General features: G+C 56.4%; 12 protein-coding genes and 3 pseudogenes. 4 read left to right on the top strand and 11 right to left on the bottom strand.

Annotated features, from left to right (window positions below; translation table 11 throughout):
* Positions 1-148: 148 nt before the first annotated feature.
* The 10 genes and pseudogenes from ENZ74_RS00570 to ENZ74_RS00525 all read right to left on the bottom strand — a co-directional run.
* A pseudogene (locus ENZ74_RS00570) lies at positions 149-276 on the bottom strand (integrase core domain-containing protein); the annotation flags it as partial.
* Between the two features lie 24 nt (positions 277-300).
* Positions 301-1,203 carry a CoA ester lyase gene (locus ENZ74_RS00565; protein ID WP_210326668.1) on the bottom strand — a complete coding sequence of 301 codons (903 nt, stop codon included), beginning with the start codon at positions 1,201-1,203 and terminating at the stop codon, positions 301-303.
* Positions 1,204-1,336: 133 nt separating this feature from the next.
* Entirely contained in the window at positions 1,337-2,488 is a 1,152-nt protein-coding gene (locus tag ENZ74_RS00560; RefSeq protein ID WP_063169312.1) for a CaiB/BaiF CoA-transferase family protein, read from the bottom strand.
* An 11-nt stretch (positions 2,489-2,499) separates the two neighbouring features.
* Positions 2,500-3,753, bottom strand: a complete 1,254-nt coding sequence (locus tag ENZ74_RS00555; protein ID WP_063170371.1) for a methylaspartate ammonia-lyase — start codon at positions 3,751-3,753, stop codon at positions 2,500-2,502.
* A 453-nt stretch (positions 3,754-4,206) separates the two neighbouring features.
* A complete protein-coding gene (locus tag ENZ74_RS00550; RefSeq protein WP_063169313.1) occupies positions 4,207-5,202 on the bottom strand; it encodes a succinylglutamate desuccinylase/aspartoacylase family protein in 996 nt (331 codons plus the stop codon).
* Between the two features lie 319 nt (positions 5,203-5,521).
* Positions 5,522-5,764: a hypothetical protein gene (locus ENZ74_RS00545; protein ID WP_127273917.1), complete on the bottom strand. Its 243-nt coding sequence runs from the start codon at positions 5,762-5,764 to the stop codon at positions 5,522-5,524.
* Positions 5,765-5,788: 24 nt separating this feature from the next.
* On the bottom strand, positions 5,789-7,567 hold the full coding sequence (locus ENZ74_RS00540; protein ID WP_063169314.1) for an ABC transporter permease subunit: 1,779 nt from the start codon (positions 7,565-7,567) through the stop codon (positions 5,789-5,791).
* 20 nt (positions 7,568-7,587) lie between these two features.
* Positions 7,588-8,676, bottom strand: a complete 1,089-nt coding sequence (locus ENZ74_RS00535; protein WP_224570037.1) for an ABC transporter ATP-binding protein — start codon at positions 8,674-8,676, stop codon at positions 7,588-7,590.
* Positions 8,677-8,866: 190 nt separating this feature from the next.
* Positions 8,867-9,973 carry an ABC transporter substrate-binding protein gene (locus tag ENZ74_RS00530; RefSeq protein WP_063169315.1) on the bottom strand — a complete coding sequence of 369 codons (1,107 nt, stop codon included), beginning with the start codon at positions 9,971-9,973 and terminating at the stop codon, positions 8,867-8,869.
* Between the two features lie 62 nt (positions 9,974-10,035).
* Complete coding sequence (locus ENZ74_RS00525) at positions 10,036-11,199, bottom strand: M20 aminoacylase family protein (protein WP_063169316.1); 1,164 nt, start codon at positions 11,197-11,199, stop codon at positions 10,036-10,038.
* Positions 11,200-11,642: 443 nt separating this feature from the next.
* Between ENZ74_RS00525 and ENZ74_RS34300 the strand changes: the two genes are divergently transcribed.
* Entirely contained in the window at positions 11,643-11,813 is a 171-nt protein-coding gene (locus ENZ74_RS34300; RefSeq protein WP_164548526.1) for a hypothetical protein, read from the top strand.
* Positions 11,814-11,898: 85 nt separating this feature from the next.
* Positions 11,899-12,530 (top strand): annotated as a pseudogene (locus ENZ74_RS00520) (IS5 family transposase).
* A gap of 2 nt (positions 12,531-12,532) precedes the next feature.
* Here ENZ74_RS00520 and ENZ74_RS00515 read toward each other — a convergent pair.
* Entirely contained in the window at positions 12,533-13,708 is a 1,176-nt protein-coding gene (locus ENZ74_RS00515) for a Xaa-Pro peptidase family protein (protein ID WP_063169317.1), read from the bottom strand.
* Positions 13,709-13,966: 258 nt separating this feature from the next.
* Between ENZ74_RS00515 and ENZ74_RS34295 the strand changes: the two genes are divergently transcribed.
* Both ENZ74_RS34295 and ENZ74_RS00505 read left to right on the top strand, forming a co-directional pair.
* Positions 13,967-14,122, top strand: a complete 156-nt coding sequence (locus ENZ74_RS34295; RefSeq protein ID WP_164548527.1) for a hypothetical protein — start codon at positions 13,967-13,969, stop codon at positions 14,120-14,122.
* Positions 14,123-14,277: 155 nt separating this feature from the next.
* Positions 14,278-15,734: pseudogene (locus ENZ74_RS00505) on the top strand (MFS transporter).
* Positions 15,735-16,204: the final 470 nt, after the last annotated feature.

Below are 16,204 nucleotides of genomic sequence, written 5' to 3'. Positions count from 1 at the left end.
GCGGCTCAGCGCATCGTTCATCGCGCGCGGCAAAACCCAAAATACCCCATGGGATCGCATCCAGATCAGCAAAACCTATTCACTCAAATGACATAGACAGATGAGTGTTATGAACAGGATTTAGGTCCTGCCTCCATTCGGCAGTGGCACTGCGGGCGTGGTCGAGGCCGAAGAACAGGCCATCGTTCAACAGCTCGTCTCGCATTCGGCCGTTGAGGGAATCGCGTAGCCATTTTGCATCGGCTTGCCCGGCGCGGTGTAGTGCCATTCGCTCCTGTTCAGCCGCTGATAACAGGCCAGTCAGTTGTTGCCCACAAGAATCAGGATCTCGTGGGCGCGCCGCACCACTGGCGGATCTATCATTTTGCCATTCAACGAGAATGCGGACAGTCCACGCGTGGCGGCATCATTTGCCGCCGCGACAACTTTATGGGCCCACTCGAGCTCCTGGGCGCTTGGCGAGAAAGCCTCATTGAATATGGCCACCTGTGTCGGATGGATCGCCAAAGCTCCGGCAAAGCCAAGCCGCCGCGCCCGCACCGCGGCCTCACGAAGTTTATGCGTGTCCGAGAACTCGCCGATGCTTCCTATGAAGCCCAGCGGGAGCAAGCCGGCCGCGCGGGCGGCAAACAGAACAGAAAGGTTCGGCGTCAAAAGAAGGTCGAATCCTGGGGCGCCGCCAACAGCGGCGCTGAAGTCTTCAGGGCCAAGCGCCATTGCGACCATCCTTGGATGCGCCGACGCAATGGCCGCAAGCCTTTGCAAGGCGCCCGGGGTCTCAATCTGGGCAAGGAACCGGATGCCTCCCTGCGGAAGATTTCTTTCACGTTCTAGTTCCGAAACCGCATTCGCGATCTCTATAACCCACTCTGCCGAATCCGTCTTCGGAAGAACCAGTGCGTCAACACCCGCCATCACGGCTGCATCGAGATCGGCCGCCAAGGCGCGCAGACCATGATTCACGCGGACCAAAACAGATGCGCCTTTCCGGCCCACCTCTGCCACGCATTCAGGAAGCTGCTGCCGTGACTCTCCTTTCCGATCCTGGGGCACGGAATCCTCCAGGTCGAGAATGACGCCATCTGCGCCCCGCTCATGGGCCGTCTCTACAAAGCGCGGAACGTGAACAGGAACGAAGAGCAGGGATCTCCAGCGCGGTACAGACATCGCGCCTTCAACGGCCGCAAAGGTGTCCTTGATCATGGAGACGCCTTTGCGGCCGATTTTAGCGCGGGCGCTGCCAGTGAGCTTTCTAGGCGGCCGGTGCGCTGAAATGATCCGAGGTACACAGGCATTTTGTAAACCGCGAGCAGTCTCACCTTACTGAAACGCGCGCTCACGCTGACGCGGCTCTTTCGCGCAAAAGCGCCCGCACCTCCTCGCGGACAGCCTCGGTATGAGAGCCAAGAGCCGGGACTGGGCGAAGCGAGGGGAGCTCCGAGTTGAAAATCGCCGCCGGCGCTATCGTCTCGACGGCTCCATCGGGTGTTCCAACCTGCACCCTGCGAATGTGTGGATGCTTTGAAACATCCACCACTTCGTTCAGTCGGCCATATGCCAGGCCGGCCGCCTCGAGCTCCTGCATCGCATCGTGGCAGGATAGTTCAAAAAACCGCTGTTCAATGATCTCATCAAGTTGCGCACGATGAGCGAGGCGCTCCATATTGTCAGCAAAACCAGGTGCGCGTGTGAGCCCGGACTGCTTCAGGAATTTCTCGCAGAAATTCACCCATTCGCGGTCATTCTGAACCGAAAAGATGACCTCTTTGCCGTCGGCACAGCGATAGGCACCATACGGCGCGAGCGACGGGTGTTTCACGCCTGCGCGTACCGTCTGGTAGCCGCTGTAATCATTTTGCAAAACCGGCACGTTCATCCAGTCGGCGACGGCATCAAACAGTGACACCTGGATGCTGGTCCCTTCGCCGGTGACCTCGCGGTGGTACAGTGCCTGAAGAATGGCGCTGTGCGCTGTCATGCCCGCCGAGATATCGCAAACCGAGACCCCTACACGCGCAGGCCCCTGTTGGTTGCCGGTGATAGCGCATAGACCTGTTTCGGCCTGGACGATCAGATCGTAGGCCTTCAAATGGGAATACGGCCCTGACTCCCCGAAACCAGAAATGTCGCAGGTGATCAGCCGCGGATATCGTCGACGCAGATCAGCGGACGCGAACCCCAGTTTTTCTATGCTGCCCGGCTTTAGATTCTGGATGAAGACATCAGCACTGGCAATGAGCGTGTCGAGGACGGCGCGATCCGCCTCCAACCTCAGGTCTAGACAGACCGACTCCTTACCCCGGTTGAGCCAGACGAAGTACGCGCTCTGCCCCCGCACCAGCTTGTCGTAGTTTCGGGCAAAGTCCCCTTCGGGCCTTTCGACCTTGATCACCCGGGCGCCTGCGTCAGCAAGGCGAGACGATGCGTAGGGAGCTGCAACGGCCTGTTCGACCGCCACAACCGTGATGTCCTTGAGACTGTTTAGCATCAGGGCGCTTCCTACGCGGCTTTCAGGTTTTGTGCCCGACGCCGATCAAGCATGGCGAGCAACCGATTTTGTTCGTTGCCTACAATGGAAAGACCTTCGTCGATGCCCATGCCAGGCTTCGCGAGCATCATGTCCGCCTGTGTTGCCACCGAAATGTGAACCGTCGCTCGCGCGGAGAGATCCGTCTCGCTGCAGCTGCCTCCCACATAGGCGTCCACGTTGTTCTCTTTGCACAGAAGCACCGCACGGGCGCTGTCGGCGATCGAGCCCACGTCCGGCGTCTTGATCTGCACGAGATGGGTCGCCTTAGCCTCCGCAAACAGACGCACATCCTCTAAGGTGTTGCAGCGTTCATCGACAACGATGCGCGCACGTGACGCGCGCGCATTCAGAATGCCGACGATCTGCCCGTAATTTTCGACCTGCGCCGGCGTAGACCCGAAGTCGGCTGGCGATTCGATATTCACCGTGAACTCCGGAACCGCGTCAGCAACCTTACTGATGAAGTCGGCGATGCGCTGGACGTCGAGCCCGATCTCCATACCGATCCAGCCGTACACATCGAAATGCAGCACCGGAGAATAGTCTGGTTGGCCGATTTGCTTGACGCGGTGCGCCACCCATTTGACGAAATCCAGAAAGGTTTCTCCCCCAACGCCGAATTTGCTACGCGAGTTGATGAGGCCATGCGGGATCACATCCACCCCCTTCAGGATCATTTTATCGACATTGATTTCGCGCGCATCACCGCTCTGGCAATAAATTGGGACACGACGATGCGGCATGGATAGGCAAAATTCCGAACAAACCACCTCCGCCATGGTACGACGCGCAGCATGGGCAGCAGCGCTTAAAAGGGCTTGGCTGACCCCATATTCGATGCATAGTGGGAGTCGTTTCCCAGTATGGAGATCGAAGACACTGGAGCAGGCTGTCAAAAAGCTGGACGCATCAATGTTTAAGAGCCGCGGGACAACAACACGTGACGTGAGATCCATGATGGCTCCGACGTCAAACAGGGGGTCACGCCCGCCAGCCCCTGAGTATTGCACTCCCATCATATCGCCCCAGGCGACCATATCGTCTTCCAGGACAAGCCCGACGCTTAAGCAAGCTGCCGGAACACGGATATCACGGAAGCCGGGCGTCAATGGCTCGCCGACGTAAACAAAACCGTCCTGGCCAACCCCTGCCCTAATGGCAGCTTGATCGTCATAAAAGAAGGCGCCGTTGCCGGGCGTGAGAATGACGTCTTTGATCTGCACTGAATTATACTCGAGTTTGGCCAAGCTATGAGCTGCGGCCGGATTTGCGCGCTCTGTCCTAAGTTATGCCCCGTTCGGAATCGGTTTTGCCAATATAAAGCCCCGAACGTGCCCATCTCGTTTTAAGATACGATAAAGTTGTTTTACGGGCGTCAGCGGGGACGGCACCGTCCGCCTCCCCTCTTGGTCGCGGTGCGCCGGATCGTCGCCCCTGCTTCCATAACAGAAGCTAGGCGATCAATCCGTCCGGCCAGCTCCCATCTCGGACCGCCACTTTCAACCATGGTTAGTATAAACCAAGCGATCAAGGATCAAGCAATCTTTTTGGCATGATTTTGGAAGACAGGATCAGCCGCTGATCGATCCGAGGAGCTGGCCTATAAGCTCCAGTCGAGGCCAGTGCCTTCATACCGGAGTTACTACAGCTGGCCAAGGCGCGGCTAATCTGTACCTCTAGTTATGCAGCGGCCGCGCAAGGATGGCTACCCCTTCATTGCGGTCGACATGCGCGCCCGATCCTATGGCTAGGACGATTGATGGCCCAGGCGCTCGGATGTCAATGGACGGAGCGGAAACAGAATCCATAGAGTGTAGGATACCTATAAGATCTCCCGACCTCACTTCATCCAACACAGAGCAGCGAGGTTCGAAGATACCCTGCGCGGGCGATTTCAACTCGTCTGATATCAGCGTCTCAAGGGTCTGACTGGACCTTTTGTTACGGAAAGACACGTCCTCGACTTTTCCTTCGACGAGTCCAAGCATAACGAGCGCGTTGCGAACTCCAGCTTCATAAATCGCTAGAGCTTCTGCGCTAACCGTACCACCGCCGAATTCCGCGCAAACGAATACCTTCCCTAGGCTATGTGCCCAACTGTCGAACATCCCAGCCGTGTCGTCATGTTGCCAGAGCAATGTTACGGGCAGCTTAAATGCCGCTGCCATTGCGAGCGTCTTAGCCATGAGATCCGCATCAGCAATTGGATGCGTGATGACCGCCGGGGGAAAATCCCACGTTGGGCCGAAGCTGTGCAGATCGAAAACGATGTCGGCATTTGGCAACAATACGCGTGAAACCGCATCCGCGATTCGTTCCGTAACAGACCCGTCGGCACGGCCCGGAAACACGCGGTTCAGATTCAAACCATCAAGCGGAGTATTGCGGCTCCATGCTTGAACTGCCAATGGATTAAGCACTGGCAGCACGATGATCCTACCACTGGTTTGCGCTTGTGGCAGCCACTCGATAAGCCGCCGCGCGACTAATGGCCCCTCCATTTCATTGCCATGATTCCCACCGGTGATAAGAAGGCGCGGTCCATCGCCCTTATTAAGACTAAAAACCGGAAGCGAGAACTCTTCATGGTCGGCGCCTCCCGGCACAACGAGGTGTCCTCTGCTCACGCCATGCGCATCGAGATCAAACGTAAGATGTGGTGCTTCGTTCATTGCTTAACCTATTGCGGGTGATCTGGCGACTTTGACCGGGCATATGGTCTTGTACACGGCTATTTTTTTCGCCTGGAACTATGCACACGCGGTCACCACTTCGCCAATATAATGTCCGAGACGGCACCATCGCGTTTTCAGATGACCAGGGCTCGCTCTGCTGACCTGTCCCTTGGTTCGTCACCTTGATCCCGGTGCACTAAGGGAGGAGGAAGGTCAAAGTCGCGGTGGGTAGCCGATTTCAGAAATCGCGCGATCAGCCGGTTGACGTTGGCTAGCTGTTCGTTGTTCAGACGGGCGAAGGATCTGTGCGATCCGGTCAGCGCCGTTGACCTCGAATTCCATCCTGGCGCGCAGCAAGAGGATCGGCAGGTCTGAGCTTGCTGGCGAGCAAGGCCGGCCGATCCCAGACATAGTCCGAATCCTTGATCCGCATGTGCCAGATGATAATTGCAAGAGCTTTACTGGTTTCCGTTTTGGACCAGGTGGCCATTTTATCCGCCCGTTGAAGCCCCGAACAGATGCTTGTCGCCAGTCCGTAGGAATAGGTCGGACGCATCATCAGGAAGTGGATCTGCCACGCCAGTTAGGCAGCGGCTTCCTGTAATGTTCGCTGCATGCTCGGTCGAGAACGCCACCAGACGGCATAGAGGACAAGCATCCAGATTAAAGGCAGAAGCATCAAAAGAGAAGCGACTGCAGCAATCGTCGGGTCGATTTGGTGGCGGATATTCTCCAGCATCTTCAAGGGCAACGTCCGCACCGACAGACCGCCGACCAAAGACGTTATGACCGCTTCATCGAATGACTGGAGGAATGCGAACATGGCGCCGCCGATCACTCCCGGCCTGATTAACGGCAGTGTTACGCGAAAAAACGTTTGCAGTGGTCCGGCACGCATACTCTTGGCCGCCTGCTCTAACGTCCGATCGAAGTTGGCCAACGTCGCAGAAACGATCACCACCACAATTCCAACAGCGCCGATACTGTGAGCGAGGGCGATACCACCCTTTGTGCCGATTAGACCAATCTGGATGAGACCCAGATAAGTCGCGATACCGACCACGATAACTGGAAAGGTGATAGGCGTGATTATGATCATTGTCAGCACGCCGCGAAGTCTTGCGCTTATTCGGCTCAATCCGAAAGCAGCAAGTGTTCCCAATAGAGTAGAAATAACAGCTACCTCGACACCAATCTCGACGCTGGTCCAAGCTGCTCCGCTCCAAGATGCATCGCCGAAAAACGAGCGATACCATTGAAGCGACAGGCCCGAAGGCGGAAATTGCAAAAATGCCCCGGAACTGAACGACATGATGACAACGATTATCCCTGGGAATAAAAGAAAGGCCATCACCAAAACGATAAAAACGATCGCGACGACTTTAGGCCATCGCCTTTCCGCCCCAGGCACGTAGCGCCGTCCCGTCCACCGTTTGACACGATAGGGACGCAGAATTTCGCTGAAGTTTCGTTTGATAACAAGAACAATGGGTAGTCGGGACATCGAGCCCTTCGGAGCTCGAGTTTGGCTTTGCTCTTGTTTGCCGGAGAGGTCAAGCCCGACCATGGAAAGCACCACAATGGCAAACCCGAGAAGGATGAAGGACGCAGCGGCAATGCGCGGAATATCGAACGAGCTATTCACCTCGGCCGCAATGAAGGTTGAAAGCATGGCATCGCGCAATCCCCCAAGTGCCGCCGGCGTGATATAGAATCCTAGGCAGAACACAAAAACTAGGAGCGAGCCACTCCGTGCGCCTGGAATGCTAAGGGGGAGAAATACACGCCTGAAAGCGGTGAAAGGTCCCGCTCCCATACTGCGTGCAGCAGCCATCAAGGACCGATCGATCCCCATCATCGCACTAACCAAGGGAAGTATCATCATCGGCAGCATGATGTGGACCATGCCAATATAGACCGCGGTTCGGTTATAGATGAGTTGCAGAGGTCGATCGATCAATCCGACGTCCAGCAAGATGTTGTTGATGACCCCGCGATCCCCAAGAATAACAATCCATGCGTAGGTACGCGCCAGCCCACTGGTCAAATAGGGGATGATCACGAGAGCGATGAGCGTCATGCGCAGAGTCTTGGATGCCGTGACGATCAGATACGCGGTTGGATAGCCTACGATTAAGCAGATGGCAGTTGCGACCAGACTTATTTCTATCGTTTGAAAGAGCACCCGCACATTAGCTGGCTGGGCGAAAAACGCTCCGTAGTATTGGAACGAGAAATCGGGGGCATTGACACTGCTTAGGAAAAGCAAGGTTATAGGGGCACCGAAAACCACAAGCAAAAGCGCGAACGCGGGCGCGGTTAACCCAAGTGGCACCTTGGCCATTCTGCGCAAAAGCTTCATGGATATCCCTTATCAATCGCTTATGGCGAAACGAAGCGAATGTCTGACCGCAGCCACGTGAGGCAAACCTCCTCGCCTGGCTGGAAAACAGGTTGGTCTGCCGCGACATGTTCCCGGACGATGAGAACATTGTTGCCAACGCGAACATGGTATTTTCGCAGAGGGCCGGCAAAAATCATATCGTCGACCGCACCGGCAACATATTGCCGCTGGTCCGTTTGAGCCCACTCCGCAGTCTTCGGAAGTACACTGATGCGCTCTGGCCTTATCATCGCAACGGTGCCGATTTGCGGCGCGTTGCCCCCTCTGGCCAGCAACAAGGCATCCTCGAGAATGTTCGCCTCACCCAGAAATTTAGCGACAAAGCACGATGATGGCCGATCATAGAGGGCCTCTGGTGTATCGATTTGCTCGACACGTCCTGCGCGCATTACAACAATCCGGTCTGACAGAGTAAGCGCCTCCTCCTGGTCATGCGTAACGCACACCGTCGTGATACCGAACTCCTTGTGCAAGCTCTTCATCTCGATCTGCATCTGCTCACGCAGGTTACGGTCGAGTGCGCCAAGCGGTTCATCAAGTAATAGGAAGGGTGGATCGGCAATCAGCGCGCGGGCTAGCGCCACGCGCTGCTGCTGACCGCCACTCAATTGGGATGGCATGCGACCGCCGAATTCCCCTAGATGCACGCGCTCAAGCATACGGGCTACCCGAACCTTCCTCTGATCGGGAGCCATGCCCCGCATTTCGAGAGGGAATTCCAGGTTTCGAGCCACTGTGAGATGCGGGAACAGCGCATAGCTCTGGAACACAATTCCTTGATCGCGCCGGTAGGACGGGACCGAAGCCACTGAATGGCCGGCGATCATAATATCACCCGAACTCGGGGCCTCAAAGCCGGCCAAGAGCATCAGGGTAGTGGTCTTACCCGAGCCGCTCGGGCCGAGAATCGTCAAGAACTCGCCGCGACGCACGGTCAGCGACAGATCCCTGACCGCCGGAACACTCCCGTACATCTTGGTAACACTGCTGAACTGAATTTGTGGCACCGATTGGTTCACATCTGCAGCGTCAACTTCCGAACGGGGGGCGGTATTCATTGCGTGCATGTTCACTGTGGCTCCTCCACCATCGCTGGCGTGCATTAGCAGGCATTTGCCGTACCTTCTGCCGTCGTACCCGATGCCGTGAGCGGAGAGGCTAGTGGGCTACCCCGCTCCCCGTCACATTTTCAGCATCAGTTTCGACTTTAGCCCGGTATGGAGTTACCCCGACCGGACTTTCGCACTTCAACCAACCCTACTGCAGGATCCACTCATTCCACCGCTGGATAAGCATCTCAGTGTTGGAAACACCGCTGGGGCCTACCTCATTGTACCATTTGCCGTTGATGGAAACGCTGCTCTTGATGTAATCTGGGTGGGTAGGGAGCTTGCGCGCAACTTTCTCGGGAAGAAGTTTGAACGCATTGCCGTTGCTTGGTCCCTCAGGAAACAATTGGCAAAATGCTGCCTGACGTTCCGCGCGAGTGGCGAATTCGATAAACTTCTGCGCAGCCTTCGCGTTGGGTGAACCCTTTGGAATGACCCAATAATCCCACTGCAGCTTCGCCTGGTTTCGATTGATCTCCGTCGCGGCGCCCTGATCGATCAACAGTAGAGCTCTTCCGTCATACGATTGAGCGATGTCAACGACCTTATCATGCAACATCTGTTGAATCTCTGATCCGCTGCTCCACCACTTACGGATGTGCGGCTTTATTTTGTCCAAACTGGCAAACACCCGGTCGATATCCATCGGGTAGAGCTTATCGGGAGATACACCGTCCGCTAACAGGGCCTCTTCCCAGGGTCCTTCTGAACCAAACTGGCCGGACACCAAGGTGCGAACGCCGGGAAACTTATCAGCATCCCAGAATTCAGCCCAGTTTGTCGGCCGGGGTTTATCAGCTGGGAATACGTCTGTGCTATATACCATATTATATGAGTAAATCAAATTTGCCACGCCAAACGGTTGCTTGGCAAATTCATAAATTCCGTCTAGCTCTTCTTTCCTGAACAAGGAGTAATCAATTTCTTCAAGAATTCCTTTCTTAGCTGCGACCAAGCCGGACCCTTGCGTAAGCGCCCCGACATCTACCGTGACATTGCCCGATTTTACCATCAACTCGACCTGTCCCATACCCATGTCGTCGGTGATTGGGTTGACCTTGATACCGGTCTCAGCTTCAAATGGCTTAGCGTAAGCCTCAATGTTAGCCTTTCCCCAATCGCCGCCGCCTAGCACTACGTTGATCTGGTTGGGTGTTTGGGCCGCAACGCGGCCCGCAATTGAAGACAGAGCGCCAGCCGCCATGGCGGTCGATGTCGCCTGCAGCAATCGTCGGCGATTTATTTCGTATTTCATGTCGTTACCCTCTTCTTGTGATCTCAGCCTTGATTAGCCAAGGTTGTTTTGCTTGGACAATGTCATGGTGCTAGAGCAGCCTCGGCCAAGTTGACCCAGTATCCAATGCCGTATGGCAGTGCTTCATCGTTAAAGTCGTAGGTTGGATTATGGAGAGCAGCAGTCGATCCATTTCCAAGCAGTATACATGCCCCCGGCCGCGCCTCTAGCATGTACGCGAAGTCCTCTGACCCCAAACTAGGTTTGACTTTGGGGTTCACCGATGAATGGCCGACCAGAGCACGCGCCACCTCTGTTGCCCGACGCGTTTGATCGGGATGATTGACAGTGAGGGGCTCCAGGCGGCGATGCTGAAACTCGACCTTCGCCCCGGAAGCGCGTGCAATATTTTCCGCGCACGCCTCAATCTGTTTTTCAGCGAAGTCGCGCAAAATCGGTGACAGTGTCCTGACTGTTCCGGCAATCTCCGCGCGTTCGGGAATGATGTTGTAAGCTTGTCCGGCGTTCAGCTTTGTGACGGAGATCACCAGGGACTCGGTGGGGTCCGTGTTGCGTGAGACTAGTGTCTGCAAGCCTAAAATGATCTGAGCTGCAACAACGACGGGGTCAATTGTCAGATGGGGAGCGGCCGCGTGACCCCCTCTGCCTTTGACCACAATATCGAACTCGTCGAGCGCGGCAAAAATCGAACCTTCGCAAATGCCGAACGCACCAACCTCCATGCCTGGCCAATTGTGCATGCCAAAGACCTGAGATATCCCGAAACGGTCCATGATCCCCTCCTGGACCATTCTTTGGCCGCCGCGGCCATCTTCCTCGGCAGGTTGGAAGATCAGGGCAACGGACCCTTTGAAGTTCCGGGTCGCGGCGAGGTATTTCGCGGCGCCAAGGAGCATTGCAGTATGCCCGTCGTGACCACACGCGTGCATCTGTCCGGACCTTTTCGACGTCCAAGGTTTGCCTGAAGCTTCGAGTATAGGCAGAGCGTCCATGTCGGCCCGCAACCCGATAGTGGGCCCATCTCCGAGTTGACCTTGGATCAACGCAACCACGCCGGTTTCAGCTATCCTGCACTCGATGTGGTTAATCCCGAAGGAAGCCAGCTTTTCCGCCACAAATGCCGCTGTGTCATTCACCCGATAGTCAAGCTCCGGATTCTCGTGCAGGTACCGGCGCCAAGTCATCGCTTCGATCTCGATCTCCTTGAACCTGTCAACGCCAACCATAGGCACGTTCCCGCATTTGAGTAATTTGGATCAGGCGCCGGTGCGTAATTAATGATCGATGCCACCGGTGTTTTCGTCAAATGCAGTTTGGATATCGTAACCATCTAGAACCGAGATAGCCCCGCGTTCAGGCCTCGGTGTTGGCGCCGGCGACTGCGACCCGATAACAAGCCGTTTGCCCTCAAATGGATAAGCTTCGGCCTTAGAGGACCAGCTGCGAAGTGCTGGCAATCATAAACTCTGGCTCTGCTGGCAACGGCCAATGGCAAAGGTCTGAGTAGGAAGAGCTGTCACCATCGCGACACTCCTCCCCCTCCCACGACCTACTTTCCAGGACTGCATGCGCTTTGCCACTCAATCCGCAAACCGCAGACCCTAGGCGGCGTGGACAAATTCGATGTTAGCAGGGTCGCTTTCCTGCGATCGGGTTGTTAGCATTGGGAATGACACTGGAAGAAGAGAGCGAACGAGCTACGTCGATGCTGATTGGCAAGGTTGTTCGCCGTGTCATGCGCCACCGCGATGGAGAGGTGGTGATCGAGTTTGAGGATGGCAGCCGATTTTTCGCGGATAGCGACAGCCCTCTCGAACTGTCCATCACCTTGGCGGAATAGTATATCCGCCTTACGGAATTTCGGACGTCGATGCGATTGACGTAGCCCAAGAGGATTGATTCAAGGCTGCTTTTTGGAGGCAGGTTTGAGCAGGGGCGATCTCACCGAAGCAGAATGGCGTGTTCTCAAGGGCTTGCTGCCCATCGACCCTGACAAACGCGGCCGAGGTAGACCTCCCAAGCAGAATCGTTCGATCATCAACGGCATTCTCTGGCGGCTCCGCTGCGGCGCTCCATGGCGGGATGTCCCGCCCAAATACGGCAGTTGGAACACCATCTATCGTCGGTTCCGACGCTGGAGCGAGGCCGGGGTCTGGGAGACCGTGGCGGTAATGCTCGCCGAGGTCATGGCGGACAGCGGCCACTACAGCATCGACAGCACCACAGTTCGCGCCCATGTCTCGGCAGCGGGCGGAAAAGGGGGACTCGTGCACCGGACGCCTTCCTTGCGGACAAGGGCTACGATGCCGATACCATTCGCGCCGATCTCGCCGAGCGGAAGATTAAACCCGTCATACCCGGCCGATCAAACCGCCGCGTGAAGATCGAGTATGACCGGGCGCTCTACAAGCAGCGGAACCGAATCGAGCGCATGTTCGGCCACCTCAAAATCAACCGGGCCATTGCCACCCGCTACGATCAATTGGCCAATAGCTTCCTCGGAATGGTCTACCTAGCCACCGCCAGATACTGGCTCAAATTTGTCCACGCCGCCTAGCATCACGCCCGATAAAGTGTTGGCGGGATTTCGCTCAGGAGTTCCGCGCCGCGCTCTGTCACGAGCACGTGTGCGCCGGCACCAAATAGGTAGCCACTTTCGCTGCACAAAATGTTTGGCATGTGCAGGGTCATGCCAGCTCGGAGTGGTTCATTTACATCGGGCTCCAGGCTTAGGTCGCCGCGCTCAGTCCAATTGATGCCAGTTTGGTATCCTGTTCGTTGGCGGAAGACGCCCTTGCGTCCAGATCGCTTCAACACCTCGCCCCCAGCAGCGTGAACGTCCGCCGGCGTAGCACCTGGTCGAATCGAGGAGACAAGGGCCGCAATGACCTCTTCAGCCAAGCCGTGCAAAGATTCGGTTTCGGGATGTTTGCCAAGGACTGCGCATCGAACCATTCCCACTGTATACCCGTGTTTCGAAGCCCCTATCTCCAGAAAGGCAGGTTCGTTGTTGCTGAGAGGATGATGGGTCGCTGGCGCATGGGGCAACTTCACTCGCTCTCCAAACAAAATGGTACCCGGCGCAAGCCCGATATCCCCAGCGGCGTTGCTGGGGTCGTTTGTTACCGCCGCAGCTAGGGCCGCTGCCATTTCGATCTCCGTAATGCCGGGACGAAGCGATTGCTGAAAGGTTCGAATTGCCACGTCAGTGAGTCGAACAGCATCGCGCATACACGCCAACTCAAGTTCTCCTTTCACTGCTGACACTGACGAGACCAGTCGGGTGACGTCAGTAATCTTCAGATCCGGGAGCTGGTCTTGGACTGCGCGCACGTCGGCGGGCGCGAGATTCCAGCAGCCAAGCTCGAAACCGACTCGCTTATTGTCCAGTCCGAGTCGACGCAATACATCGGCGCAGACCCTGCCAAAATCAGGCTGATGTGTATAGGTTTCAATTTCCTCGATGCAGCTATATGAACGTACTGCCTGCTCGTCATATTCTCGGACAACAAATATCGGGACCCGACCCGGCATCAGAATAAGAGGGAAAGGCGCGAAATATCCACCGCTCCCATCGTAGCCGCTGAGATACTTCAAGTGGCCGTGCGCCGTTACTACGATTGCGTCCAAGCCTGCCGTAGCAACCGCATCCAGCACATTGTTTTGCCGGCGCTCATACTCTGATATCGGAAACGGTACACCAGTCAGAGGAATTGCGGAGCGTGTCGTCGCCATATCTCACCTCAATCAGTGTGTCGTGGTTTGGTTGCGCAAAACGCGCGATCGCGTCCATGTTCGAAATTGAACAAAAGCTTCGCCGGCTCATGCGGGGTGACAATCCCCTTTCCTGGCGGCTAGCGTCAAATGCTGTTTTTATATCGGCTGCATCTCGCAGCGAGATGCGCATAGTGCCTTCATCGGCCGCTCAATGCAGGCAACGCTGGTCTCCGACAGCTTTGTTCTCGCCAGAGGATCGCCGACAAAGGCGCCGAGTTGCTCGGCAAGCTCGTCAGCCTCGGCCAGAAGAACCATGCTGACGACCTTGAGCTTGGCAGCGAGTCGGCGCGCCTTCGCATTCTTGCCGGCGAAGCCGCCGACGCCGGGGGAACTGTGCCGGCGCCACGCAACAGCATGTTTGCACTGATGTAAGGCCGCTGCGACACCAGCGACGGCTCTCCGCCGCCACCTCCGCATCTCGCTACCAGATGACACTAATACAAAGACTGCATTTGGCGCATCCGACGTGTAAGAGGATCGTGTCGCGCGAAGTGGTTAAGCTTGGCGGAACCGAATCGGTCGGAGCAATGAGCAAAGCGGCGGGCGCAGATGCGGATGTAGTTTCGCCGAAGACGTTTGCGCCGCTCAGGAATACGACATTTCGCTCAATCTGGTTTAGCCTCTCAAGTCTCTTCCCTTGGCTGGCTGATGCAGACCGTTGCTATCAGCTGGCTAATGGCAACGGTTCCGACCTCCGATCTGATGGTTGCGCTCGAGCAGGCTTCGTCTAACCTGCCCGCTTTCATTTTGTCCATTTTCGCTAGGGGTTCTCGCCGACAACTTCAGCCGTCGAAGAGTCATGTTCGCCGGCCGATGCCTAATGGTAATAGCATCCGCGATGCTACGGCTTCAGTGGTGCTGGGCTTTATCGCCCCGTGGATGATCTTCGGCTTCAGCTTCTTGATCGCAAGTGGTGCCGCGCTCAACGATACCGCCTGGCAGGCTTCTGTTGGCGATATTGTGGACCGACGCGAAGTTCCCGCTGCCGTCACCCTCCTCTCCATTGGCTTCAACACTGCACGGACCGTGGGACCGGCGCTCGCGGCATCATGATTGCGTCGTTCGGACTTATGACGGCTTTCGCTATGTTTACACTCACCTATATGATCCCTTTGGTCACCATATGGCGATGCAAATGGAAGGTTCGCTCCTCACTTCTCCCACGTGAGTCAATGAGGACGGCCATCTATGACAGGCTGCGCTTCACAGCGATGTCATCGGAAATCAAGACGGCGATCGCCCGCGGAACCTTCTTTGGCCTGTCGGGCATCGCCATACTCGCACTGCTGCCATTGGTTGTCCGCGATCAGCTGGGCGAAGGACCGCTCGCCTATGGCACCATCATCGCCGGCTTCGGCACAGGCGCCGTCATGGCTGGCGTCGCCAACAGCCTATTAAGACGGAGCTTGTCAGAAGAGCAACTAATGACGCTGGCATGCGTCGCCTGTGCGGCGTGCTCCCTTTTTCTGGCACTGCCTCTTCCATTGCGAGCGGCGTCCTGTTTCCCCTTCGCGAGGGTCGCGAGGCCGAGCCCGACCCTTTGGAGGAATTCGACGCGCCGGCAGTCGCCCTCAGTCTCAAGCCGAGAAGCGGCCCCATCGTGGTCAAAGTCGAGTACCTCATACTCGTGGAAAATCTAGAAGAATTCCTCGCCATGCGCGGGTGCCGGCATGTACAGAGTCGCGTTGGTGCTCGGCACTGGACTCTCCAGCGCAACCTTCAGGAGCCTGTGCTATGGACGGAGACATTCCGTACGCCGACCTGGACCGACTACCTTCGCCTGAATCATCGCCTTACCGAGGCCGACAAGGAACTGGACGAGAGAATCATCCTCCTCCACAAAGGAAAGCATTCTCCACGAATAACATTGTCAATCGAGCGCCCCACGAGTGCTCCACGCAAGCCTGAGTCATCAACGCCTTTTTTCCCCCGCCATTCAACGAAACGGCCAGCGTGCCACCGCAGGCTGAATGAAGATACATAAGAAGGCACGTCAACTGCTAACCACATCGGGCGGGCAACAAGCATCGCCGCCTTCGGGTATATGACAGACAGAATGTAGCGGACTTGAAAAATGAAAGGCGCTCACCCACCGCCAACATTTCTCGGCTGGTTCCCGGCATTCAAGGTCCTGCGGCTATACGCGAAGGCGGCAAGCCGCGTTGAAGTCGTCGATATTCAGTCGCATCGAAGGACAATGACGTGTTGCCCTGATGCCACTCTCTGCGAGGTTAGCTTGTTTCTCGGATGAGGAGACAGACAATGGTCTGCCCCCTGAAAGGTCCTCCCTGAGGTATGTGTCCATTCTTGAACTCGGCTCGACAATGATAGCGAACCCTGTTGACCGTCGCACTGTCAGTCTCGAATCAAGTGCTCTCCTACAGCAGATGCGATTATCGCCAATGCGTACTGGTAGCGCCCGAAGCGCGCGTTATCGGCAGCCGCCGAGGGCCG

This window comes from Mesorhizobium sp. M7A.F.Ca.CA.002.15.2.1 (genome assembly GCF_003998715.1).
GTDB lineage: Bacteria > Pseudomonadota > Alphaproteobacteria > Rhizobiales > Rhizobiaceae > Mesorhizobium > Mesorhizobium ciceri.
This window is presented reverse-complemented; position numbering and strand designations above follow the sequence as displayed.